Annotated in this window: 22 protein-coding genes; 8 read left to right on the top strand and 14 right to left on the bottom strand. The window is 62.2% G+C overall.

Annotated features, from left to right (window positions below; all coding sequences use genetic code 11):
- Positions 1-49 precede the first annotated feature (49 nt).
- The 3 genes from BLR13_RS30965 to BLR13_RS30955 all read right to left on the bottom strand — a co-directional run bounded on the left by BLR13_RS30965 (position 50) and on the right by BLR13_RS30955 (position 4,285).
- Positions 50-1,912, bottom strand: coding sequence for a flagellar hook-basal body complex protein (locus BLR13_RS30965; RefSeq protein WP_074815826.1), 1,863 nt, complete (start codon positions 1,910-1,912; stop codon positions 50-52).
- Between the two features lie 290 nt (positions 1,913-2,202).
- Positions 2,203-2,703, bottom strand: coding sequence for a peptide-methionine (R)-S-oxide reductase MsrB (gene msrB / locus BLR13_RS30960; protein ID WP_074830910.1), 501 nt, complete (start codon positions 2,701-2,703; stop codon positions 2,203-2,205).
- Positions 2,704-2,767: 64 nt separating this feature from the next.
- Entirely contained in the window at positions 2,768-4,285 is a 1,518-nt protein-coding gene (locus BLR13_RS30955; protein ID WP_074815828.1) for an NAD(P)/FAD-dependent oxidoreductase, read from the bottom strand.
- Between the two features lie 93 nt (positions 4,286-4,378).
- On the opposite strand from BLR13_RS30955, the gene BLR13_RS30950 reads away from it, so the two are divergent.
- The 3 genes from BLR13_RS30950 to BLR13_RS30940 all read left to right on the top strand — a co-directional run bounded on the left by BLR13_RS30950 (position 4,379) and on the right by BLR13_RS30940 (position 6,086).
- Positions 4,379-4,957, top strand: a complete 579-nt coding sequence (locus tag BLR13_RS30950; RefSeq protein ID WP_074815831.1) for a SixA phosphatase family protein — start codon at positions 4,379-4,381, stop codon at positions 4,955-4,957.
- A 158-nt stretch (positions 4,958-5,115) separates the two neighbouring features.
- Positions 5,116-5,541, top strand: a complete 426-nt coding sequence (locus tag BLR13_RS30945) for a universal stress protein (RefSeq protein WP_074815834.1) — start codon at positions 5,116-5,118, stop codon at positions 5,539-5,541.
- Between the two features lie 80 nt (positions 5,542-5,621).
- Complete coding sequence (locus BLR13_RS30940) at positions 5,622-6,086, top strand: hypothetical protein (RefSeq protein ID WP_074815838.1); 465 nt, start codon at positions 5,622-5,624, stop codon at positions 6,084-6,086.
- 11 nt (positions 6,087-6,097) lie between these two features.
- On the opposite strand, the gene mddA is transcribed toward BLR13_RS30940, so the two are convergent.
- Together mddA and BLR13_RS30930 are read right to left on the bottom strand one after the other, a co-directional pair.
- Positions 6,098-6,880: a methanethiol S-methyltransferase gene (gene mddA / locus BLR13_RS30935; protein ID WP_074815844.1), complete on the bottom strand. Its 783-nt coding sequence runs from the start codon at positions 6,878-6,880 to the stop codon at positions 6,098-6,100.
- A gap of 55 nt (positions 6,881-6,935) precedes the next feature.
- Positions 6,936-7,172: a DUF1127 domain-containing protein gene (locus BLR13_RS30930; RefSeq protein WP_074815847.1), complete on the bottom strand. Its 237-nt coding sequence runs from the start codon at positions 7,170-7,172 to the stop codon at positions 6,936-6,938.
- 182 nt (positions 7,173-7,354) lie between these two features.
- Here BLR13_RS30930 and BLR13_RS30925 point away from each other — a divergent pair, with 182 nt between their 5' ends.
- On the top strand, positions 7,355-8,695 hold the full coding sequence (locus tag BLR13_RS30925) for a PLP-dependent aminotransferase family protein (RefSeq protein WP_074815852.1): 1,341 nt from the start codon (positions 7,355-7,357) through the stop codon (positions 8,693-8,695).
- Between the two features lie 86 nt (positions 8,696-8,781).
- Here the strand turns inward: BLR13_RS30925 and BLR13_RS30920 are convergent, their stop codons facing one another.
- Positions 8,782-9,474, bottom strand: coding sequence for a YdcF family protein (locus tag BLR13_RS30920; protein WP_091976841.1), 693 nt, complete (start codon positions 9,472-9,474; stop codon positions 8,782-8,784).
- A 19-nt stretch (positions 9,475-9,493) separates the two neighbouring features.
- Entirely contained in the window at positions 9,494-10,099 is a 606-nt protein-coding gene (locus tag BLR13_RS30915; protein ID WP_074830913.1) for a hypothetical protein, read from the bottom strand.
- A gap of 70 nt (positions 10,100-10,169) precedes the next feature.
- On the opposite strand from BLR13_RS30915, the gene BLR13_RS30910 reads away from it, so the two are divergent.
- Together BLR13_RS30910 and BLR13_RS30905 are read left to right on the top strand one after the other, a co-directional pair.
- Entirely contained in the window at positions 10,170-10,604 is a 435-nt protein-coding gene (locus BLR13_RS30910) for a hypothetical protein (protein WP_074815855.1), read from the top strand.
- A gap of 181 nt (positions 10,605-10,785) precedes the next feature.
- The gene (locus tag BLR13_RS30905; RefSeq protein WP_074815858.1) at positions 10,786-11,769 is read left to right on the top strand and encodes an ABC transporter substrate-binding protein; all 984 of its coding nucleotides are present in this window, start codon (positions 10,786-10,788) and stop codon (positions 11,767-11,769) included.
- Between the two features lie 158 nt (positions 11,770-11,927).
- Here BLR13_RS30905 and BLR13_RS30900 read toward each other — a convergent pair whose 3' ends face one another.
- Positions 11,928-12,239: a hypothetical protein gene (locus tag BLR13_RS30900; RefSeq protein ID WP_074815862.1), complete on the bottom strand. Its 312-nt coding sequence runs from the start codon at positions 12,237-12,239 to the stop codon at positions 11,928-11,930.
- Positions 12,240-12,536: 297 nt separating this feature from the next.
- Here BLR13_RS30900 and BLR13_RS40705 point away from each other — a divergent pair, with 297 nt between their 5' ends.
- Positions 12,537-12,740, top strand: coding sequence for a hypothetical protein (locus tag BLR13_RS40705; protein WP_143039591.1), 204 nt, complete (start codon positions 12,537-12,539; stop codon positions 12,738-12,740).
- A 1,569-nt stretch (positions 12,741-14,309) separates the two neighbouring features.
- Here BLR13_RS40705 and BLR13_RS30895 read toward each other — a convergent pair.
- From BLR13_RS30895 to BLR13_RS40700, 6 genes are all read right to left on the bottom strand, one after another.
- Positions 14,310-15,080: an outer membrane protein gene (locus BLR13_RS30895; RefSeq protein ID WP_074815865.1), complete on the bottom strand. Its 771-nt coding sequence runs from the start codon at positions 15,078-15,080 to the stop codon at positions 14,310-14,312.
- Between the two features lie 468 nt (positions 15,081-15,548).
- Positions 15,549-16,574, bottom strand: a complete 1,026-nt coding sequence (locus BLR13_RS30890; protein WP_074815868.1) for an IS110 family transposase — start codon at positions 16,572-16,574, stop codon at positions 15,549-15,551.
- A 283-nt stretch (positions 16,575-16,857) separates the two neighbouring features.
- Positions 16,858-17,499 carry a class I SAM-dependent methyltransferase gene (locus BLR13_RS30885; protein WP_074815871.1) on the bottom strand — a complete coding sequence of 214 codons (642 nt, stop codon included), beginning with the start codon at positions 17,497-17,499 and terminating at the stop codon, positions 16,858-16,860.
- A 940-nt stretch (positions 17,500-18,439) separates the two neighbouring features.
- Positions 18,440-20,842 carry a bifunctional diguanylate cyclase/phosphodiesterase gene (locus BLR13_RS30870; RefSeq protein WP_074815877.1) on the bottom strand — a complete coding sequence of 801 codons (2,403 nt, stop codon included), beginning with the start codon at positions 20,840-20,842 and terminating at the stop codon, positions 18,440-18,442.
- 205 nt (positions 20,843-21,047) lie between these two features.
- Positions 21,048-22,475 (bottom strand): MFS transporter, encoded by a 1,428-nt coding sequence (locus BLR13_RS30865; protein ID WP_074815880.1) that lies wholly within the window; start codon positions 22,473-22,475, stop codon positions 21,048-21,050.
- 226 nt (positions 22,476-22,701) lie between these two features.
- The gene (locus BLR13_RS40700; RefSeq protein ID WP_143039592.1) at positions 22,702-22,896 is read right to left on the bottom strand and encodes a DUF892 family protein; all 195 of its coding nucleotides are present in this window, start codon (positions 22,894-22,896) and stop codon (positions 22,702-22,704) included.
- Between the two features lie 274 nt (positions 22,897-23,170).
- Here BLR13_RS40700 and BLR13_RS30860 point away from each other — a divergent pair, with 274 nt between their 5' ends.
- Positions 23,171-24,226, top strand: a complete 1,056-nt coding sequence (locus tag BLR13_RS30860) for a lysylphosphatidylglycerol synthase transmembrane domain-containing protein (RefSeq protein WP_074815883.1) — start codon at positions 23,171-23,173, stop codon at positions 24,224-24,226.
- Positions 24,227-24,238 lie beyond the last annotated feature (12 nt).

Genomic DNA, 24,238 nt, shown 5'->3' with positions numbered 1-24,238 from the left:
TACCGCCTCAGGTCAGACCAGGCTCACCTTTGCCGCTTGTAAAAATCGATCAGCGCAGGACGTTCAGGAGATCCTGCACCATGCTGTTGGCCGTGGTGATCACCTTGGTGTTCGCGGAATAGGCCTGCTGGGTCACAATCAGCTTGGTGAATTCGTCCGCGATATCGGTGTTCGAACCTTCCAGCGACGAACCGCTGATGGTTCCGGTTGCACCGGCGATCGCCACGCCGGACTGGTTGGTGACGGCATAGGCGCCGCCGTCCAGCGCCTTGAGGTAGTTGGTGCCGTTGAAGTGCGACATCGAGACCGCCGCGAGATCGAGGTTCTGGCCGTTGGAGAACGTGCCGACCACGAGGCCGTTGTTGTTGACCGCGATCGACTGCAACTGCCCCGCCGCGTAACCGTTTTGCGAGATCTGGTTGATGGTCGCGGTGCCGCCGGTCGAGGCATATTGCGTGAGACCACCGGAGCCGAAATTCATGGAAAGATTTCCGACCGACTGGTTGCCAACCGTCACGTTGTTGAGGGTGATGGTCGAGCCCGTCGGGCTGGTCAGCGATCCGTTGGGGCCGAACACGAAGTTGGTGCCAACATTGACCCAGGCGGCGCTGGTCCCCGTCGCATTCGGACTGGTCTGATAAAACAGGTTCCAGGTATCGACATGCGGGCTGCCGAGCGCGGCGCTATCGCTCTTGGCCCATCGCAACTGCAGGTTGACCGGCGTTCCCGTTGAATCATAGGCGGTCACGGCGCCGCCGCTGATGGATTCCTTGGTGAAGATCGCGTTGTCGTTACCGATGACGATGCCGAGGCCCGCGGTACCGCCGCCTCCCATGGGCTGAGTCACGGTGGTGCTGAAGCCCAATCCGGCCAAGGGCGTGCCGGACGAGGTCGTGATGCTGAGATTATCCGCAGGCGTATAGCTCGTGCCGGTGTGCAGGCTGACGGCGCCGGTGGCGCTGATGGTCGAAGCATTGGCCGTGCCGACGGTACCAGTGATGGTATCGATCGCCGTAAGCAGGTTGCCGACGGTTGCGGTGTTGATGTTGAGCGTTGCGCCAGTCGCGGTGATGGTGTTGGCGCCGGCGTTGGTAAACGTGATCGTCTGGCCATCAACGACAATGCTGTTGCCACTTACAATCGCCGGGTTCAACACGCCCGCGCCCGCGCCGCCGAGCTTCGTCGCCGCTGTGATGGCCACCGCGGGCGAAGTACTGTCGGTAACCGGACTTCCCGTAATCGACGCGTCGGCCAAGGGCGGCGCCGGCGTGCCGATCACCAGTGGGTTGTGCCCCGTGGTGAAGTCGGTCGGGTTGAGACCGCCTGCGGCGACCAGCGTACCGGTGGAGGCGCCGGAAGATGCCGCGGTCGACGGCGTGGTCGGAAGGTTGGCCGCATATTGAATCGCAGTCGTGGCCTGCGCCGGGATGAAGTTGTTCGCGAACTGCAGAACCTTCGGCACGTTGCCGATCGGGTTGCCGGTCTTCGGGTCGACCGTTACGCCCATCAGGTAGTAGCCGGCCCCGTTGACGAGGTTGCCGCTGGCGTTGAGCTGGAAGTCGCCGCGCCGCGTGTAGTCGGTGGTGCCGTCGAACACCGGCGAGTTGTCGGTGATGCCGATCGGCTTCTGCACGTTGAAGAAGCCCTGCCCGTTGATGGCCATGTTGGTCGCGACCGTGGTCGAAGTCACCGTGCCCTGTGTCGTGATGGTCGCCTGCGCGAAGGCAGTGACGCCGCCGGCCACCTGCCGGTCCGGCGTTGCCGACTGCGGGATCAGATCCTCGAAGCTGGTGCCGATGCCCTTGTAGCCGGTGGTCGAGGCGTTCGCGATGTTGCCCGAGATGTTCTGGAGCGCGAAGGACTGCGCCTGCAAGCCGCCGACGGAAGTGTTCAGTGCGTCAAAAATACCCATGACATCGTCTCCAAATTCGATCCGGGCGGCCAGCCGATCCGCAAAACTGCGGCCGCAATCGCAGGAGGGATTCGCAAGGGCTATGCCAAAGGCAAAAATCCTTTCATTTCAGACGGTTAAATAAAAAGCCCCGGTCCAGGGACCGGGGCACAATTGCCGGGCGGGGCAACAATTGCCGGGCGAAAAGCGTCGGGCCTGCTTGAACCGGGTTCAAGCACGCCCGCCGCCGATCGTTATGTTTTGCGCATGATCTTTGCCGGAAAACCGGAACCACTTTTCCGGATCATGCGCTAGGAGGCCGACGACGTCGCCGGGTGAAACACCAGGGCAAAACCGTCCATGCAGTAGCGCAGACCGGTTGGTTTCGGCCCGTCGTCGAAGACGTGGCCGAGATGGCCGCCGCAGCGGCGGCAGTGAATTTCGGTGCGCAGCATGCCGAAGGTGCGGTCCTCGGTCTTGCCGACAGCGTTCTCCAGCGGCTGGTAGAAACTCGGCCAGCCGGTGCCGCTCTCGAACTTGGTTTCCGAGGAGAACAGCGGCAGGTCGCAGCCGGCGCAGGCGAAGATGCCTTTGCGGTGTTCTTTCAGGAGCGGGCTCGAACCCGGCCGCTCGGTGCCTTCCTTGCGCAGGATTTCATATTGCTGCGGCGTCAGTTGCGCACGCCATTCGGCATCGGTCTTTTCGATCTCGAATTTTTCGGCGGCTTGCGCCGGCGAGGCGCGCAGCCAGCGGAAAGCGAACAGGCCAAACAGGCCGGCGACGGATGCGAGCAGGATACGGCGGTCGATCATAGGGGTCTCCGTGCGAAGCGGAATGAAACGGTTCGCCATCAAATACGGCCCGTGGGGGTCGAAGTTACATCGATCCGTCCCGAATTTTCTCTCTTTCCTGCGAGGCAAGCGCCACCGGCGCCGGGTCTTGCATCTCGACCGGTTCCGGCAGCTGCGGACGCACCGGGCGCGGCCCGCCGGGCGGACGCGGAGCGCCGGGCGGTGGACGGCGCGGCGATGGACGGGTTCCGGTTCCGGCCTGCCGGTTGGCTTCCGCCAGCCGTGCCTCGCGGATCCGCTCCCGCGCCCGCGCGCCTTCCCGGTAACGGGCCAGCGCGCCGGCGGCCGCCGAACTGCCACGCCCCCACATCCCGATCAGATGGCCGGCGACCCGGCCGGTCGTACCGCCGGCCCAGACCAGCTCGAATGGCGAAAACAACCGCCAGCGCTCATCGCCCCACAGAATGCTGCGCGCGATCAGTTGACCCGCCATCGCCGAGGTATTGAGGCCCTGACGGCCGAAGCCCGAGGCAACCCACAGCCCTTTGCGCAACTGGCCGATCTGCGGCATGCCGTGCACGGTCAATCCGACCGCACCGCCGAACACGTCGGCGATCTGGACCTTGCCGATCCTTGGAAAGACCGTCGCGATGCGGCGCTGGATGGCGGAACCGAAACGGCGCGGCCGCGCGTCCCAGGTGGTTTCCGGGCTCGCCCACATCAGCCGGTCGCCGCCCACGATGCGGAAATGATCGACGCCGTCGCTGTCGCTCACCGAACCGCGGAACCGGATGACCTCGCCGAGGCGCTCGCCCAGCGGCTCGGTCACCGCGCCATAGCGCCAGACCGGCAGCAGCGTCTCCGACAGCCGCCGCAGCGGCGCGCCGAGATGGATGTTGCCGGCCAGCACGATGTGCGATGCGCGCAGCCGCGCCGACGGCGTCACGATGCGCTTGCGAATGCCCGATGGATCGATGCTGACGACCGGCGTGTCCTCGAAGATGCGGGCGCCGGCCCGTTTGGCCTGCTCGGCCAGTCCCTGGATGTATTTGCGGCCGTCGATCTGAAACGCCTTCGGGTAATAGATGCCGTGAAAATAGCGCGCGGTGCCGAGCTGATCGCGGACACGATCGATTTGCCAGCCCTCGACTTCGGTTTCGAAATCCTCGCTCAGCACCTGCAGCCGGCTGATCAGCGTGTCGCCGGCATCGACGTTGGAAACTTCCAGCGCCCCCTCGGTGAGCGCGATACCCGGCATCGCCTCCTCGTTCGCGGCGGCGCGGACATAGTCGGCGCCCTCCTTCGACAGCGCCCACAGCTCGCGGGCATCCTCGATGCCGACGCGCTCGATCAATTCGCCGATCGGCAGACCATAGCCCGGCATCACGGTGCCGAGCTGATGGCCCGACGCGTTCCAGCCGACATACCGGCCTTCGAGCACGGCAACGCTGGCGCCGAGCCGGGCTGCCTCCAGCGCCACCGTCAGGCCGGCAAGGCCGGCGCCGACGATGCAGATATCGACGTCCAGGTCGAACGTCAGGCGCGAGCGAAAGGGCGCGTCGTCGTCGGGGCCGTCGGTCGCACTTGTGAAAGTCTCAGCCATGACGTTTTCTACGGACCGCTGCGGCGCTTGTCACCTTGTCCTAAGCATGAGCTTGTAGATTAATTCAGGCCAAAACGAATCGAGATTGCGCCCATGCGCCGTTTGATGCTGCTGCGTCACGCCAAGACCGAACATGACGCACCCTCCGGCCAGGACCACGACCGCCGGCTCGATGACCGCGGCCGGCTGGATGCCGCCGCCATCGGCGACTGGATCGGCCGGCATCCGCCCCTCCCCGACGCCGTCCTGGTCTCGACCGCGGTACGGGCGCAGCAGACCTGGGAGATTGCCGGGCAAGCCATGAAGGACGCGATCCGGGAACAGGCAGCTTCCCGCCGGCGCGAATGGCAGACGAAATGGCAGGCCGAGTTTTTGGCCGATATCTACGGCGCCGAACCGGCGCAGCTGTTGCATGTCATCCGCATGGCCGAGGTCACCAGTCCCGGTCATCTGCTGGTGGTCGGCCACAATCCCGGCATGCACGAGCTGGCGCTGATGCTGACCGGCAGCGGCGATGCGGCGGCGAAGAAAGCGCTCGAGCACAACCTGCCGACCGCGGGCCTTGCGATCCTCGACTTCGCCATCGACGACTGGAGCGAGCTCAGGTTTCGCAGCGGCAAACTCGTGCGCTTCACCAGTCCCAGATTGCTGAAGCAGGCATCGGACGAGTGAGGCCGGCGGACATCTCCGCTCGCCCGTGCGAAAGCGTTTTCGAGCGAAGCGGATACCGGTTCGCGTAAAGAAAACGCGTCAAAACAAAAGACTAGAGCCCGATTCTGATTTTATCAGAATCGATATGGCTCTAGACTTGCCTCCAGCAGGAGGCGCAGATGTTCAAATCCATCCTGGTGCCGATTGACCTGGCCGATACCGATCTGGCCAAGCCCGCGATTGCGACCGCGGCGACATTGTCGCAAACCTGGAATGGTGCAGTGCGGCTGCTCAATGTGCTGCAGATGACGCCAGTGATGCTGGCGGAATACGTGCCGGCCGATTTCGAAACCCAGCAGCGCGAGACCTCGGAAGAAGCGCTTGCGATCGTGGCCCGCGAATCCGGCATCGCGGCGGCGCGCATTTCCTATGTCGTAAGACAGGGCGGCATCTATCACGAAATCCTCGAAGAAGCCTCGGCGATCAAGGCCGACCTGATCGTGATGACATCGCACCGTCCGGCGATGCGAACCTATTTCCTCGGCTCCAATGCCGGCCATGTGGTGCGCTACGCCAAATGCTCGGTTCTGGTGGTGCGGCACTAGCGTCAGCGGTTCGATGCAGTTTCTTCGTTAGACCCGGTATCCTCTTGGCTTGAAAACGCTTTTGGCGGCAGAGATCGTGGATGAAGAAGTTGTGGCAGAAGTGGAGTTACGAAATCCCGCTCGCGATCGGCGATGCGCTTTGGGAAGTGCTGGTGGTGCAGTTCGCGGCCTTTCTCGACCGGCTCACCGTCCGCAAGGTCGTCGAGTTCGTGGCCATCGCGCTGCTGGTGATGGCGTTCGCCCAGACCTTGCCGTTCGACCTGGCGATCCTGTTTGCCGGCGACATCCTGATGTATCTGGAATTCGTGATCGCCATCCGCCTTGCGGCCGGCGTGATGCATGTCAGGGCCATGCTGCATCAGGCGACCCGCCTCGCCCGGCTGGTCCTGCGCGCATTGAATGCGGCGCTCGGTCTGCCGGCCCTGACGCTCAGGAGGTTGCGCGAACGGCGCACCGCGGCGCATTCGAAGCCGCGCCGGATTTCCGATTCGTCCGACGAGGACCGCGGCCTTGGAATTGCGTGGGGCACGCTGGCGCCCGCGTAAGCCACCCGAACTCAGAACAGGCCCGGCAGCAGCATCGCGACGCGCTTGCGATACTGCCGGTAGCGATCGCCAAAGAAGGCCAGGAGATCGCGCTCCTCCAGCCAGATGCCGGCGCAGATATAGGCGGTCATGACAGCGGCGAACAGCAGATGTCCCGCCTTCATCGCCGGTGTCGCCCAGAAGGCGAGGATGAATCCGAAATAGAGCGGATGCCGGACGAAGCGATACAATCCGGGCGTCTTGAACGCGACCGGCGACGTGACACGGCCGGCGAAGTTCAGCACCTTCAGCTTTCGCTCCAGCAGCTTGAAGTGCCCGGTCAGGAACGTGCCGAGCACGATCAGCCAACCGAGCGCCGACAACGACCGCAGCGCCGCGATCGCCCGCGGATCCGCCGCCTGCCACACCGTCGCGGGCAAGGGCTGCCACCCTGCAAACAGCAGGATCAGCACCAGGCTGGCGCACAACACATAGGTGCTTCGCTCGATCAGCGGCGGGACATGGCCGGTCAAGACGCGCTTGAAGCCGCGCCGCGCCATGCCGCTGTGCTGCGCCATGAACAGGCCGAGCAGTTGAAGGTCGATACAGAGCGCGACCGGTGGCGGCCAGATCGCGCCGGTATCGATGCTCTTGGGGACGATGACGCCGCTGACGAAGCCGATCGCGTAAAGCAGCGTGACGACAAAGATCGCATAGACGGCCGCGCCGTAGCCGATGCCGAGAAGCCTTGCGAGACTTCCCGGCACCAGCCGCCAGCCGATGCCGGGCTGCCGATGCTCGACGGTAATGGTCATGTCACTTCCAGTCGGGTTTGCACTCAGGGAAGCCGGACGGGCCGGCGCGCGGCGCTCAGCGCAGGCGTGCCATCCCCGGATTGAGCGCCCCACCGACCGCCGCCTCGATCTGGCTGCGCGCGATCCCGATATCGCGGAGCGCACGGTCGTCCATTTCGCTCAGCACTTTGATGGCTTCCCGGCGGGCCCAATAGGTCACGAGACTGGTCGCCCAGCCTCCGAGCAATCGGGGCAATCCGGCCTGCGAACTTTGGGATGCAGGCTGGCCAGCGGCTGAGGAAATCATCGTCATGGGTCTTCTCCGTGGCTTCCGCGCGGCCAAGCAACACCGCTGGCGCTGCCGCTGCGAACAGCGATTGCACCTTTCGTAACGTCCGATTGCTTGCACCCCCTCAGTGCAATCATGGGCTTGATAGCGTTTAAATGATCCGATACACTTCTCGGTGCAAGTGAAACATTGCTCTCGGTGCAATAATGTCCAAGTTCGAATATCTGAAGCTTGCCGATACCGTCGCCGTCGAAATCGCCAACGGCGCGCTCAAACCCGGCGACCGGCTGCCGCCGCAGCGCAGCTTTGCCTATGAGCGCAAGATCGCGGTTTCGACCGCGAGCCGCGTCTACACCGAGCTGCTGCGCCGCGGCCTCGTCGTCGGCGAAGTCGGACGCGGCACCTTCGTGTCCGGCGAAACGCGCCGCGGCGTTTCCTCGCTGACCGAACCGCGCGGCCAGCGCATCGACCTCGAAGTCAATTATCCGCTGCTGCCGACGCAATCGGCGATGATCGCGCGGTCGCTCGAAGGGTTGGAGCGGCCCGAAGCACTCGATGTCGCGCTCCGGCAGACGAGCATCACCGGCACGCAAGCGGCACGAACCATTTCGGCCGAGTTTCTCTCCCGCGGCGACTGGTCCCCGGGCGCCGACCAGTTCGTCTTCACCGCCAACGGCCGGCAATGCATTGCCGCAGCCCTTGCAGCGGTGGTGCCGAGCGGCGGCCGCTGCGGCGTCGAGGCGCTGACCTATCCCTTCATCAAGGACATTGCCGCCCGCCTCGGCGTGACGCTGGTGCCGCTGACGATGGATGAAGAAGGCGTTCGACCGGACGCGGTACAGAAAGCCCATCGCGAGGCGCACTTGTCCGCGCTCTATATCCAGCCGACGATTCAAAATCCGCTGGGCATGACAATGCCGCCGGGCCGCCGCGCCGACCTGGTGCGCGTCGTCGAGAAACTCGGCCTGCCCATCATCGAAGACACCGTCTACAGCTTTCTCGGCGACGAAGCGCCGCTCGCAGCGCTCGCTCCCGATACCTGCATTGTGCTCGACAGCCTGTCGAAGAAGGTGGCGCCGGGACTGGCGGTCGGCTTCATCGTTTCGCCGCCACGCTTGCGCGAACGCATCATGGCCTCGGTGCGATCGGGCGGATGGACCGCTTCGGGTTTTGCGCTGGCGGCCGGAACACGGATGATGGGCGACGGCACGGTTTCCGAACTGGTCCGGCTGAAGCGGATCGACGCGGCCCGGCGCCAGCAGATGGCAGCAAAGTATCTTGCCGGCTTCGAGGTCCAGGCCAACATCCAGTCCTATCATCTCTGGCTGACCCTGCCGCCACACTGGCGCTCGCAGACCTTCGTCGCGGCCGCCGCCCGCCGCGACATCGCCTTGACGCCATCGACCACCTTCGCCGTGGCGCCCGGGCATGCGCCCAATGCCGTCCGGCTGGCGCTTGGCGCTCCCAGCACCGAACAGCTCGATACCGCGCTGCGGACACTGGGAGGACTGCTGACCGAGAAGGAAGATTTCGATACGACCGAATAGGCACGGTCTCTATTGGACGCGTTTTCTACCGCAGATAAGTCTATGCAATCTGCGTAAACTTGATTGCTACGTGAACCGGAACCACTTCACTCGAAAACGCTCTGCCGCTCGAGCTCGTTGCGCACCGGCCACTCTGCGATGAAGCCCTTGGCCTTATAGGGCTCAATCTTGTCCCACTCGCCTAGCATGCGGCGGCTGAATTCGGGATCGGTGTGCCACAGCGACCGCGGCGTCTCAAAACTGTCGATCATGACCAGCATCTTCTCGACGTCCGGCCAGTGGCGATGCAGCGTCATCGGATAGCGGCGCGCGGTCCAGGTATTGCCGAGGCAGATCACGCGGCGGATGTTTTTCAAACCGATCGCGGCGTCGATGACCGGCAGCGAGAAAATGACGTTCTCGCCGGTGTTCATCGCGCGATCCTCGCGCAGGATGATTCCGGCCGGAACGCCGCGCGCGATCATCGCCTCCGTCATGATCTCACACTCGGAAAGCCCCGCCCCCGGCGTGACCCCGCCGCTGACGATGGCCCAGCGAAAATAGCCGTCGTGCCAGAGTCTCGCGGCTTCCGCGACGCGCTCGTCGACATCCTGGCGGGTGCCGAACACGAACAGCAGATCGGCCGGCCGCAACGGGGTGTCGACCAGATGCCGCGCGTTGATTGCGGCAATTTCGTCTTCGGTCGGCAGTCGCCCGCTTGGGTCGGTCACGGCAGTTCGTTCCCGGAAATGCGCCGCCACGATGCCGCGCGCCGCGCGTCCGGCGAAGTCACGTTTCATTGCGCTTGATTGCGAAGTCTCAAGGGAGCAGCGCGTCGGGAAGCGCGTCGAACGAGTAGCCGCGCGGCCGGTTGCGTTTGACAAAGCCGCCGATCTGCCAGGTGAACAGAACGGCAAACCCGACCAGAAACAGTGCACCGGTGAATTCGAAGGTCGCAAGCGCGCGAACCAGAAGTCCGGTCATCGCGATCGCGAGCAGCGCCAGCAGCACCAGCGCGGCGGCGTAGGTCTTCGGCCCGATGCCGCCGATCAGCTCAGCCTTGCTGCCGGCGCCGTGCATGCGCCGGTGCAATTCGATCATGAAGGTGCGGTAGCCGTGGTCCTGCGGCGCCATCAACGAGACCGTCTGCCAGGTGGTCGAGAGGATGGCGATCCTGCCGCCGGCGGCATTTTCGATATCGGCCCGGAAGCGGCGCGCCTGCATCGACACCGGCCGAAAGGACAGACGGACCGAAGCGATATCGGCATAGGGCCAGACGCCGGACCTGCCGCCGACCCGCCATGACAAGCCGGCATCGGTCAGCTCGAACTCATGCGCCGATCCGATCAGCGACGCCTTGTAGGCATAACGGGTCTCGGGGCCGCCCTCGCCTGCTGCGGTCTGGTCCGGGAGTGAGGTTGGCAACAAAAAATCCCTGCGTTGATCGCGCGCCGTCCGCTTGCGCGGCGAGCCGGCTTTACCTTACAAGCGGGCCATGGCCGAGACGACCTATTTTCCGCGCCGCCTGATCATGGCCGGCGCCATGATATCCGGGGTGCTGCTGGCGCTTGCCGTGCACATGCTGGGCGCGCGCTATGGCCTCGATCTCGGCGGCCTGTGGCGATCCGACACCCACGAATTCATGCCCGCGGGCGCAGCCATCGCATGGTGGCTGATCGCAACGGTCGGCTTCTCCGGCGGTTATTTCACCGCCAACCTGATGCACAGCGCGGTTTCGGGACAAATTCCGCAGCGGATGCGGCAGTTCCTGATCGCCGTCGGCGTGCTGATCCTGGCCGGCGCCGGACAGGCAGCTTCTGCGCCCAGTCCGATCCCGACCATATCGGGCGTGCTTGCCGGCCTTGCGGCATTGTGCCTCGGCGCCGTGATGGCGTTTTGCGGCGCGCATTTCGCGCTACGCAAGGTCTGAGCCGCGGTTGCTCGCCTGGGGCGTTACACCCATAGATGTGGTGTTGTCCGCTTTCGGGGGGTAAGGCTGACACTCAGCGACGACCTGCGAACGTCGTCTTATGACCCCATCGCGGGCATTGCCTCATGCCTTCCAGCGTACCTATGCAAGCTGTTATAATGATATCCCATGAGGTGTCGGCATGAGGCGGCGGGAATTCATCGGCCTTCTTGGCGGTGCGGTAGCGTGGCCACTTGCTGCACACGGGCAGCAGCCGGCTTCGCGGATTATCGGCGTTCTGGGATTTGGATCGATAGAAGCCGCGCGGACAGGTTTTGTCCCGACCCAGCGCCGCCTCGCCGAGATGGGCTATGTCGAAGGCCGAAACCTCACGATCGAATATCGCGGGGCCAACGGCCGTGAGAACCGGCTGGCCGAACTGGCCGCAGAACTCGTGCAGCGCCGCGTGGATGCCATCGTCGTCTTTGCAGGTCAATCCATCGTTGCTGCCAAGGCCGCCACCACATCCATTCCAATCCTCTTCTTTACCGGGTTCGATCCCGTCCAGAGTGGATTCGTCGCAAGCCTCAACCGGCCTGGCGGCAATGCCACCGGGATCTCAGTTCTCAACACCGAACTGCTGGCCAAGCGTCTACAGGTGCTATGCGAACTGATGCCGTCGGCAAAGTCCATTGCGTTCCTCTACAGCCCGACAGGCCTTGTGTCCGGGGGCGACTCCATCGGCAACGAGCTGGCATCGGCGGCCGAAGCTCTCGCTGTGAAGCTATCGCCCGTGGAAGCGCGGCATGCCGATGATTTCGACGCAGCTTTCACCACAATGGTGAACGAGCGACCGGATGCGGTGCTGGTTTCGGCCGACGCATTGATGTTTCAAAATCGCGCAACGCTGGTCCGCTTGGCGGCCCGACACAGGCTGCCTGCGGTCTATCCAATTCGGGAATTCGTCGCTGGCGGCGGATTGATGAGCTACGGAACGAATTATTCGGAAGCATACCGTCAGGTGGGCGACTATGTCGGTCGTGTGCTGAACGGTGAGAAGCCGGAGAACCTGCCCGTGCAGCGGGTCACAAAGCTCGAACTCGTCATTAACATCACGACGGCAAAGGCGCTCGGCCTCACAGTTCCTCCAACGCTCCTCGCCCGAGCCGACGACGTGATCGAATAATGTTCATGTCTGCATCTGGCAGATTTTGTTGCAAAAATCGGCACTGAACCGACTTAAGCGTGTCGCCTGACGATGTCTGCTTCGGGGGGAGGTAGAACGGACCTCCGTGTCGTCTCAGGTCACCGTCGTATTTAACCTCATGGTGCGAATCGGACAGCTTAGCGCCGGGCAGCGATTTCCAAGAACTTCTGCACAGAGAGCGGCACCTCGTCGTATTCGGGAAAGCGCCGACGCAGCTCGTCGGCAATATCGACCGTGACGTCGCGCGACCAGCCCTCGGCGGTATTGAAGGCAACGATCCGCACCGGATGGCTAAACTGGTCAGCGAGGAAACGGCGGATCAGCGTCTCGCGGTCTGTGCCTTCCTCGTCGGCCTCGCACCAAGCGCGCCCGAGCCTGCCAAAATCGTTTAGCACCAGATAGGTGTCGCGGTCAGCGTCATGCGGCACGATGGAGGGGGAGCTACGCATCACCTTGGTTCCAGCAAGCCCGCACAGCGACCCCGCCTCGCGAGACGCTTGGCAGGGCCGCCTGGTCTCCGGGCCGGGGGCTGGGCGGCGTGTGCCCGGTAGGCCGACACACTCTATCCGAAGGAACCAATGCAATGACGACTAAAAAGGAGGACCCCTTAAGTTCCATCCACCTTCCGGCACACGAACGACAACGCCGGTAGCTGCCACGAAACCAATTTCTGTAGGCCACGCAATGATCCTGAAACAAAGGCCGTCAACAATGCCCGGTCGATCAAGGCTTTGCGGAGCTAAGCCATGGACTGGGACGCAAATAGAATCGCAGTCGGCACCCGCTTTAAGATCAACAAACTTGGAGCGGTTCGTTGCCCAAATCTGGCTGACAAGATCGGCATCGTTGTCGGCTTGAGCCGTCGCACCACCGGTATCACCGTGCTGTTCGATGGTGACCGACGACCGACCTGCTTGCACATGGGCTATATATCCTCATCATCTGAATAGCACTAAGGCCGCCTTTAAGTCCTTCAGCGCTGGCGGGCTGATCCTAGCGGCCAGGCGAAGCTGTTGAAGGGCGCACCGGTTCTCTTGAGCCAACCGCGCCCGCGCCGTTTCATTTCTGATCCCCACCCCGACTGTTGCGCGCGCGACCCGAGCGGCCAGGCTGCCGCCGCAACGCTGACAAGCGTGATGAATTGGCGCGCCGCTGCTACGAGGCCGGCAACAAACGGGCCTCGGCGGGAGAATCTCTTGACCCGCGAACACTTAGTGCGACGGCTTACAGCCCATATTTTGCAGCTGATGTCGCCGGTCATAGCCGTTTGAAAGGAATGACGGATCGCGAGTCGTCTCAACGGGAGCTTTGGAACAGTATCAGGGGTATCAACGGACCTGGCTCGGACGGGCACTGAGGTCGGCTGGTCTCTGGAATAACCGATCATTAACCATACGAGCCCATGATTTGAGCCGAATTCGGGTGGGCAAGCGCGCGCGAGCCATTGCTGGTTTCTCACCGCGGCGGCTCTTTTGTTTTGCTGACCGGCGATGGGAAGAATCTCGCGACTGGGCTGAGACGTAGGGAACGCAGGTGACCGAAGCACCGGACAGGGAAACGCAAGGGGACAAACAGCCCGAGGCGGCACCGCAGGTGGCCTCGAGCCGGGTGCCGGTGATAGCGGTGTCCCTGGCTGCCCTGGCCGTCCTTGGTGCCGCCACCGCCAATTCCTTGCCGAGTTTCGGTGGATTCTCTCTGCCGGATTTCAAGCAGTTCTCTTTGCCGAGCGTCGATCGGCTCTCCTTGCCGGACTTCAGGCGCTTCTCCCCGCGGAATTTCAATCGCGTCGCTGCACCTCCGCCGCCCAACCCGGCTCCAGTCCTCGTACCGGATCCAGTTGTCAGGGCGGGACTGAGGGACATTCAGTCGTCGCAGCAGCAAGACGCCGATGTGTTAGTGTCGCTCACGCAGAGCTCCGCAACCCAACAGGCGGATTTGAAAAGAATAACCCGTCAACTCTCCTTGCTGACGGCGCAGGTGAGCTCCCTGCAGAATCAGGTGACGCCGCCGCTGACGACTTCCAGCATCCCACCGTCGACGACTTCCAGCATCCCACGTCCAAATCCTCGCGCGCGGGTCGTCCAGGCGTCGCGAAAAGTACTCCCTCCAGTTCTTCCTCCAACTCTTCCTCCGCTTCCCAAGCCTGTCGGCCCCTTTTCGGTAGGGGGCGCCCCGCTGAGTCCTGCGCCGGCACCTGGCTCGGGGGCAAGCTAGCTCTTCCTGGCACCAAGCGGACAACGCTTCCGCCATCTCCTCTAGCCGATCTTGGGAGCAAAGCACGCATCCCGGGGCAAAGTCGTGATCTCCGCTTCCGGCACGAACCAGACCAGCCCGGTCGGCCTGGCCATGTCCGATGATGAGGGTACACCGGAAGTGACCGGCAAGCGGCGAAACCGACGCGAATGACCCGGAACGGAATTCGATGCCACGCGGCAACTGGAAACCAAACTTATCAATCCGGAGCCGAAAAAAGCCCCGGACAATGCCGGGGCTTAAGTTTGCTGGAGATTAGAGGGAAATCAGTAACGGGCGACGAGCGGACCGCCCCAGTTGAAGTGGTAGTCCACGCGGGCCGTGACAAGATCCACACCGCCGCTAATCCGATCAGCGCCAAAGAAGGTGCTCGTTGCCGGAACAAAAAACGTCGTGTTGCGGTTGCTCGAGAAGATATGATCGTACTCAACGGCAACCGACCAATTCGGGGCAAAGCCGTATTCGAGGCCGACGCCAACTGTGCCGCCCCACTGCGTGTTATTGCTGGACGTTGCTACAACCGCGTTCGTTGCGGCGAAGAGGATATCCCTACGATTGTCGGTCACCGCGGCGCCGCCCTTCACGTAGAGCAGGACGTTGTTCCAGGCATAGCCAACCTGACCGGTGAACAACCCGAACGCGTTCATTTGCGAGCGATTGATGAAACCGGGACCGGGAAAGAAGAGGCTTGCATTTGATGCACGCAGATTAGCCCAGTCGCCTTGGGCTTCGAGGCCGAACACCCATTGGCTGACCTGCCAGCGATAACCGATCTGACCACCAGCGACGCCTCCGGTTGCGTTGTGGCAACCTTCAGCAGCGAGGAAAGTGCCTGTCGCGCTCACGGCAGTGAAGCAATTCCGTTGGCTTCCCCAACCGCCGTTCGCACCAATGTAGAAACCGCTCCAGTCATAGATCGCCGCGACCATCGGGGGCGGCGCCTTGGTGTAAGGACGCGCAGCCAGATCAGCCGCCGACGCGGGAGCCGCCACCCCCAATGCAACCAAACCAACCGTACCCAGCAAGAACTTCTTCATCGTAGTTCCTCCAGCCTCTGATCTAATGCAATAAGCAACCATAATCTTGAATGCATTATAGGCGCTTAAACCCTGAAACTCCGTACCGTAAATGCAACAGTCCCTTTTTCAAAGATGGCTGGAATGAGTCCGGAAGTGGCACAATGCTGCCAATCCGGGATGCCCGCAATCCGGTCGCTTCCGAGGGAAGACCGGACATGGCCTGAAAGTCCGATTCGGTAGCGATTGATGCTGTTGTCTAATCGCTGCTGAGGCGTCAAGTATATAATTCGTTCAGGGGACGCTGCCGGGTGCATGGTTGTCTTCGCGGTCGACAGTAGCCGCCGCATGATAGAGCTTCGCAGGACGAGCCTTCAATGTGGACGACGCACTTTGCTGAGTCAGCAGTGCAACAGCATCAGCGGAATGGCTCGGCTCACGTCCCGGCAGGGACACCTTAGGCGTTCAGGTTCTGAACGCTATCGGGACTTATGCGGCGGCTCCGGCATTCGGATTGAAGAGTTCGCCAGTCTTAAGCATCGTATGCATTATAACCGCCAGTTTGCGCGCCACGGCCACGGCAGCTCTTTTGAAGCCGATCCTCTCCCGGAGCTTCAGACCCCACCTGCGCAGAGTGCTGTCGGTTGAGCTGCGCGTCAGAATGACCGCGGCCGCTTCGTAGAGAAGCCCTCGCAAATGGCGATCGCCACGTCGGGATATATGGCCGTCATAATCGACTTCTCCGGATTGGTAGCGACGCGTCGTCAGGCCGATCCAGGCGCCAACAGATCGGGATTTCTTGAAGTTGTCTGGCCTCTCAATGGCTGTGCTGAAGGCAGTTGCGGTGATCGCACCGATGCCGGGAATGGACATAAGGATACGGCAAGCCTGACTCTGGCGCGCGTCCCGGACCAACTGGCGTCCGAGTTCGGCGGCGCGGATGCGAATGCCTCGCCAGGCTTCCAGCATCGGAAGCACGATCAATGCAAGTCCGCCCTGATCGGCAAGAAGGCTCCGGACGTTCTTCTCGAAGGTGCTTCCCTTTCCAGCAGGAACGAGCAGACCGAAGGTTTTCATGACACCGCGGATCTGGTTGGAAAGCTCTGTAGTGATACGGACCAGCCGCGTGCGTGCCGCGACAAGCGTGCGGGTCAGCATGCTGTCAAATCCCTTCACCCGAACCTCACGAAAGAAACCGACTTCTGCGAGCTGCGCCAGACCATCGGCGTCGTTCGCGTCCGTCTTGTTCGCTGCCATATCGAGCGCCGCTTTAGCATGGCGCGCATCGATGCAGATCGCCGGCAACCCCTCGGTGCGCAGAGAATGATAAAACCATATCGACAGTGGTCCGGTCTCGAACACCACGCGTTTCACGGCTGGCGCCCGCTTGCGGATGAGCTCGGCTATGAGTCTGGGATCAGATGCGCACTTGCCGCGCCAGATCCGTTCACCTGCTCGGCGGATCGAGATTGACGTCTCTTTCATCGACACGTCGAGACCGATATATTCTTCCATGGCTGTTCTCCATTCGATGCTTGGGCCCGGCGTCCAGTCGTGAGCCCGTATCTCCATCCTATCGGGGAACAGCCACCCTCCAAGACTAGTGATTGATTTTGGGCAACTCGCTCCTGCGATTACCCCATGTGGACGGCGCCCACTCTTCGGCATCGAGGTGCCATAGGGTGGTTGCGTTGAAGCAAACCACATTGAGGGGAGACATTGCAGTCGCTTGCATGGTCGGATTGCTTGCTCCGGCCGAGCCCACACGAAGCCTCTTTTGTAGGGCTATCGAATATCGTCAGAGGGGTTTCGGTGCGCGAAGTACGTATAGCCTTTGGTAGACCATCGACTCCGGTATCCAATCAAGCAAGGTATGTCCAAGTGGCAGCTTGATCAGGTTTGCGACAATTCTGGATGAAGGCGGATACCAATAAACGGACAGGTTATAAAATTTAAGGGGAGCGAACCCCAGAGTCGTGAACTCGAGCATCAATCGCTTATGACTGAAGTGTCTTCTGTAGTCGACAATTGGACCCGAAAGCAGAAGTATTTTGCCCGGGTGTTCTTTGGCAACTTTCTCCAAAAACGCTCCCTGCTCCTGGAAGGACAGATAGTAGACGCATTCGAGGGCTGTGATCACGTCGTGCCCCTCGAATGACGCCTGTAAAAAATCACAGATTTCAAATCTGGCATTTGGCAGGTTTAGCGATTTGGCGCGAGCAATTGCTATATCGCTTATGTCGATGCCGACGACGGATCGTGCTTTGCCAAAAACTGCGTGGGTCAAGTGGCCTTCGCCGCATCCGAGCTCAAGAACGGATTTGCCCCGGATCAATGGCTTGAGGCGTCGGCGCAAGACCTTGTCCCTGAATCGCGCGTGGGAAATATGCCAGGGGTCAGGGGTCGCGTAATAGAGATTGAAATCTGCCGCCGTTCGCATTGCTGGTTTCCGCCGGTTGAAAAACAAGCGCTGCTCGCGAGCAGCCAACAACCAATTGCGTCGAGACTTCCTTTGGCGGCAACGCCTATTGCGTTTCCACCCTTTCTCGCCATCGCGCTTCGAAAGTATCAGCGTCTTTCAGTGACCGGGCTTGCGCGTCTAACGGATTGGCAGGCTTCTGTGTGACAATGCGTGTAACTTCTCCGTCGGAGGCGGGTTGCGCGGAGGCCTCCTTCGGCCATACCAGCAACGATTTCGAAAGCATGGGCTTGCCTTCGTACCAGCACTTTCGTCCATCGATCAGACGATAGGACCACCAACGCCCGTGCGGATTTGATGGCGTCGCGGCGCTGCATTGTTGTTTGGCCTGCGCATTTGGCATCTCTGACAAGAGCGCAGCAATAGAGGCGGCCAAAGCGATTGATGGCAGTTTCCTCATTTGCGCACTGAGAGACTGCTTCGCAGCTGCAAGCGGCCTACAGCGACTACCAAATCGGGGCGTTCGAGAACTTCCACCAACCTGTCGAGGATACGCTCATTGTTCTGCGGCCGGGGCCGAAGGTAGTCTTCCAGTATGTGTTGCGCTTCGTTAATCGCCTCAAGTGCCAATTGTTGATCAGTCATCTGTTCTTACCCATCAAACAAATGCCCCAGGCAAAAAGAAGAATGGAAAATCAAGCCGCTTTTGGGAAATATCCCCGCTTTTTTTAGCCATTCGATCAATTTTTATTTCAAATGCGGGAACCCTCCGCGCGCGATTTGCGGCGGCTTCCTGGTTCCACACTCGGCACGTTCGAGTAGCCTGAACTGGCGCGTTGCGAAGATCGGCTGTTGGCACGCACCAAGCGGACATTCGTTGTGCACGGTCGATGTCCGCTTTTGAGGGGGAATGCGGGCATCGCCATCCCGTATGCCCGTACTGGATTTGTGAGCACACGTCCTAAGCGACGATGCGCGCACGCGGCCGCGACAGCATCGTGTTCACCTCGGCGGCGGGACGCGGCTGGCTGAACAAATAGCCCTGCGCCTGCGTACAGCCCTCGCGGCGCAACAGTTCGAACTGCGCCTCGGTCTCGACGCCTTCCGCGGTGGTAACGATCCCGAGGCTTTTGCCCAAACTGGTCACGGCACGGACGATGGCCATGGAATCGTCGCGCGTGGTGAGTTCGTTGACGAAGGAACGGTCGATCTTGATCTTGTCGAACGGGAAACTGCGCAGGTAGCTCAGGGACGAATAACCGGTTCCGAAGTCGTCGAGCGAGATCCTGACGCCAAAGCCGCGAAGCTCGTGCAGAACCGCAAGCGTCGCCGCGCTGTTCTGCAGCAGCACCGATTCCGTAATCTCCAGCTCGAGGCGATGCGCCGGAAGACCCGAGGCCCGCAACGCCGCTTTCACCGACGACACCAGGTTCGGATTCTTGAACTGCACCGGCGAAAGATTGACGGCGACATCGACGTTGTCCGGCCAGCCGGTGGCGTCCATGCAGGCCTGTCGAAGCACCCAGTCGCCGAGTTGAACGATCAGGCCGGTTTCTTCCGCCAGCGGAATGAAGTTGACTGGAGAGATCAGGCCGCGCAGCGAATGATTCCAGCGAACCAGGGCTTCGAACGCAACGACCTCGTCGCTGGCAACGTCGCGGATCGGCTGATAGTACACTTCGAACTCGTGGCGCTGCAGCGCCGCGCGCAAATCCAGTTCCAGAATGCGGCGCGCCTGGGCGCGGGCATCCATGCCGGTCTCGAAGTAACGATAGGTGCCGCGGCCGTCCGCCTTGGCGCGATAAAGCGCGAGATCGGCGTTCTTCAATAGTTCATCGGGATTCTTGCCGTCCTCGGGCGCAAGCGAGATGCCGATGCTGACGCCGACGACGAGCTGGTGGCCGCCGATATCGTAGGGCTCCCCGATCTGCTCGACGATGTGGCTGGCGAGCAAGGACACCGCTGAGGGATCGCAGTCGCTGCAGAACTGGACGACCGCGAATTCATCGCCGCCAAGTCGCGCTACCGTATCGTGCTCGGTGACGCATTCGCCGAGCCGGCGGGCAACTTCCTTCAGCAGGGCGTCGCCGACGGGATGGCCGAGCGTGTCGTTGATTTCCTTGAAATGATCGAGATCGAGGCAAAATACCGCGAGCTGGTCGCTGCGCTTGGCGAGGCGCAAGGCCTTTTCGAGCTGCTCCCGGAACAGCGTCCGGTTCGGCAGATTGGTCAGCGCGTCATGGCGCGCCATATGCGAAATCCGCTCCTGGGCCTGCTGCCACTCGGTAATATCCTCGAAGGTCGCGACCCAGCCGCCGCCTTTCTTCGGCTGATCGACCACGCGGATCGAACGGCCGTTGCGGGTCACGACCCTGGTCAGGGTCTCGCCCGCTTTCGCCGCAGCCACCACCATGTTGAAGAACTCATCGGGATCGCCGTCCCATTTCCCGTTCGATTTCTGATCCTGGAGGACGTCGATCAACATGCGGCCCTGGAGGGGCATACCGGTCCGATCCATCATCTCGCTGTAACGTTCGTTGAACAGCAGGATGCGGCCTTCCGCATCGAACATGCAAAGTCCCTGCGACATGTTTCCGATCGCGGAGTCGAGCAGAACCTTCTGCTGATGCAGCTCGCTGCTCGAACGGCGATCGAGCATGGCAGCCACCAGCGATATGCCGAGAATGGCGAAGGCCGCCACCGCGATCAAAAAGGAAAGCGCGGCCGGAGCGATCGTCAATTCGTCGATGACGAGGGTAGGATCCGGAACCAGCGTGACGGCCCCCATCGCGGTGAAGTGGTGCGAAACGATCGCGACCGTCAGCAGACCCGTGGCGGCCAAGGTATGACTGCGATCGTCCCGGCGCACGGCGACAACAAGCGCCATGGCTGCGAAAACACTTCCGAACACCACCGAAGCGAGAACAATGCCGGGCGACCATACGATCCGCGCCGGAAGCTCCAGGGCCATCATGCCGGTGTAGTGCATCGCTGCAACGCCGAGGCCGACCACCGCGCCGCCCATCGCGACCGTCCACCGGCGCTCATTGAGCGACGCAATGCCGAGGCCGACGGCGGAGATTGCCACGGCGAAGACCAGCGAGATCAGGGTGACCGGAATGTTGTATCCGGCGCCCGCGCCGGGATCGTAGGCCAGCATCGCAACAAAGTGGGTGGCCCAAATTCCGCAGCCGCCCACAGCCGCATCGAGGCCGACCCAGATCGCGCGGGTACGCCCCTGCGAAGCCCTGGCGCGATGAAGCAAACTGATCGCCACCGCGCTGGCCAGCCAGCAAATAGCCCCACCAAGGACGACCAGTCGCCAATCATGCTCGGTGACCAGGCAATTCAGAACTTGATACATTACAGACCCCTGCTATCGGTCTGTAATGACAGCGCTAATGGTGTATTTCAGTTAACGCCGCGGTTTCGGTTGCGCCGATGGTGAACAAAGGCTCAAAAGACGGCGGAACCGGATCGTTCTCGGCAGATTCCAGCGACTGCCCGGGAGTTCCGATTGTTTGTCCGCGGGACGCCGGCCATGCGAAGAACTGGCCGGCGCATGGCACTCAATTCGAGCGCCGCAGACCGACGAACGAGATCGCCGCGGCGCCGGCGATCAGCACGCCGGCCGCGATCATCAGCGACGCGTGAAAGCCGGCCATGAAGGTGCCGGACTGGCTGACCAGTGAACCGAACAACGCGACGCCGAGCACACTGCCGGTTTGCCGGGTTGCATTGAGCACGCCGGCGGCGATGCCCGAACGCGACTTCTCCACGCTTCCCAGCAATGTCGACGTCAATGGCGGCACCAACAATCCGAGCCCGCTGCTCATCGCGATCAACTGCGCGCAGATCGCCCAGTAGCTCGTATCGGCTTCGATGCCGAGGGCCGCCAGGCATCCTGCTGCGGACAGCACCGCACCGGCCGCAATGGTGGCGGGCGCGCCGATACGCTCGGCGATGCGCGGGGCGATCAAATTCACCGGCAGCACCGCGCCCATCATCGGTACGAAGGCAAGACCCGTCTCGAACGCAGACAATCCATTGAGCTGCTGGAAGTACAGGCTCAGCACGAAGATCAAGCCGTAGAGCGCGACATTGACCAGCAGGCCGACCAGCGAGGCCAATGCGAATACCCGATGTTTGAACAGCGACAGCGGCAGCATCGGCTGCGCCGCGCTCACCTCTCGCCAGACAAACAGCGCTGCAAACGCCGCAAAAGCGGCGAAGCCCGCCATCACGAATGGATTCTCCCAGCCGAGCGAGCCGCCCTCGATGATCGCGCCGGCGAGAGAGCCGAGCGCCGCGATCGCCATGAACTGACCCGGCAGGTCGATCTCACGCCCGGGTGAGCGGGGCGTCTCGTCGGCAAAGCGCCAGGTCAGCCACAGACCGGCAAGACCGATCGGCAGATTGACCAGGAAGATCGAACGCCAGCCGACCAGCGCGATCAACGCGCCGCCGACCAATGGACCGGCCGTCAGGGCAAGGCTGGCGCCGGCGGCCCAGATGGCCACGGCACGACCGCGCGCCTTCCCGTCAGCGTAGGTATGACTGAGCAGCGCGAGTGAATTCGGTACCAGGATGGCGGCAGCCAAGCCCTGGACGCAGCGCGCGACGATCAGAATCGTGGCGGAAGGAGCCAGCGCGCAGGCGGCGGAGGCCGCGGTAAAGATCGCAAAGCCGGCCATGAATATCCGCTTGGCACCGATCCGGTCGCCGAGCGCGCCCGCGGTCAGAATGAAGGCGGCAAACGTGATGGTGTAGGCACTCACGACCCACTGCAATTCGGAGACCCCGCCGCCGAGCGAGCTTCCGATGCTGTGCAGGGCGGTGTTGACGATGGTGACGTCGAGCTGAACCACGCCATAGCCGAGGCTCATCGCCGCAAGCGTCAACGCCGCCGCGTAGCCTGAGGAAACCGGTCCGGTTTCCGGTCGAGGGGCGGTATTCTTGTACGATGCCGGCTGCAGTTCGAGAGAAGCGCTTCGCATGGATCACCTCCATTTGCGAAATTAACGCATCACGACGGTCCGTGTTCAATGGAACGCTTCGCTACCGATCGAAGTATGCTTGTCACGCGCTACTTTGCATGGGGTTGTTTTCGATATTTTGGGTGGCGACGTGGCGTGACCGTCCGTCTTCACCGGAGCCCTGCGCGCGAAAACGCCGCGCGGGGACATTCCCCACGCGGCGTTTTGCCTCACCAGATCGATCAGATCAGCTCGCGGCGCGCAGGTTAGCCCTGCCTTCCGCCCGCGAGGTCAGCTTCTTTTCGGTCATGTGTTCTTGATCGAGCGTTTTCGGCAGGGCACCGGCGCAGTCGTTGCGGCCGAGCCGCCGCGCCCATGCGTCGACAGCGCGGGTTTCCTCGCCCCACAAACGCCGCCATGTTCGGTTGCTGATACGGACCAACGGCCGATGGCGGCGATGTTCCTAAAAAGCCCGAATGGGAGCGGATGGAACACGCGGAACGGCGGCGACGGAACCAGTACGCCCCCGACTCAAAATCGTTAACGCGGCGACATATGTAGAACGTATGACGGGGACCGCGAACGAAGGCAAAAGCTTGGCTTGTCAAGGACTGCACAACGCCCCGGTTTTAGCTTATGTGTCTTCGCACACGGTGCATCTGACCGTCGTCTGTCAGCTTTTGCGACAGGTTTTTGCCGCCCCGCCGGGAGGATGAATGCATCGGCTGCTGACCACGCTCAAGCGTGGCTTCAAGGAGAAGATCGGCTGGAAACGGCTAGGGATCGCTGCGAGTCTCCTCATCATCATCTTTGCGGTCACCACCCTGGTCCGGACCCTGAAGGGCGTCGACACCGGGGTCATCTTGACCGCGCTGACCGAAATTGCGCCGCACCGGATCGCGCTGGCCGCGCTGTGCGTGGTCGGCGCTTTTTGTACGCTGACTTTCTATGATTTCTTCGCGTTGCGAACCATTGGCAAGAACCACGTCCCCTATCGGATCGCCGCGCTGTCGAGCTTCACGAGCTACACCATCGGCCACAATATCGGCGCCACCGTCTTTACCGGCGGTGCGATCCGGTTTCGGATCTATTCCGACTACGGTCTGACCGCGATCGATGTCGCCAAGATCTGCTTTCTCTCCGGACTGACGTTCTGGCTCGGCAACCTGTTCGTGCTCGGCTTCGGCATGGCATGGCATCCCTGGGCGGCGTCGGCGATGGACCTGCTGCCGCCATCGATAAACCGGCTGATCGCGATCGGCTGCCTCGCCGGGATTGCGGCCTATTTCGTCTGGCTGGTGATGGGCGAGCAACGGCGCGAGCTCGGGCAGAACGGCTGGAAGGTGGTGTTGCCCTCAGCCAGGCTGACCTTGCTGCAGGTCCTGATCGGCGTGGTCGATCTCGGCTTCTGCGCGCTGGCGATGTATCTGCTGATGCCGACCGCGCCCTATATCGATTTTGTTTCGCTGGCGGTGGTGTTCATCCTGGCGACACTGCTCGGCTTTGCCAGCCATGCGCCCGGCAGTCTCGGCGTGTTCGACGCGGCGATGCTGGTGGCGTTGCCGCAGTTCAGCAAGGAGCAACTGGTGGCGACGCTGGTGGTGTTCCGGATCCTGTACTTCCTGATCCCGTTCGGCATCTCGATTTCGATCCTGGGGGCGCGCGAACTCTGGCTCAACGTCGTGCAGCCATGGCAGGAACGCCGCCGGCTCAGCGAAGCCTGCACGGCGAAGGCGCGGGTGCGGCAGCCGGTCAACAGCCGGCAGCCCTGAGCCGGTAACGCA

This window comes from Bradyrhizobium ottawaense, from assembly GCF_900099825.1.
In the GTDB taxonomy this organism is placed as follows: domain Bacteria; phylum Pseudomonadota; class Alphaproteobacteria; order Rhizobiales; family Xanthobacteraceae; genus Bradyrhizobium; species Bradyrhizobium ottawaense_A.
This window is presented reverse-complemented; position numbering and strand designations above follow the sequence as displayed.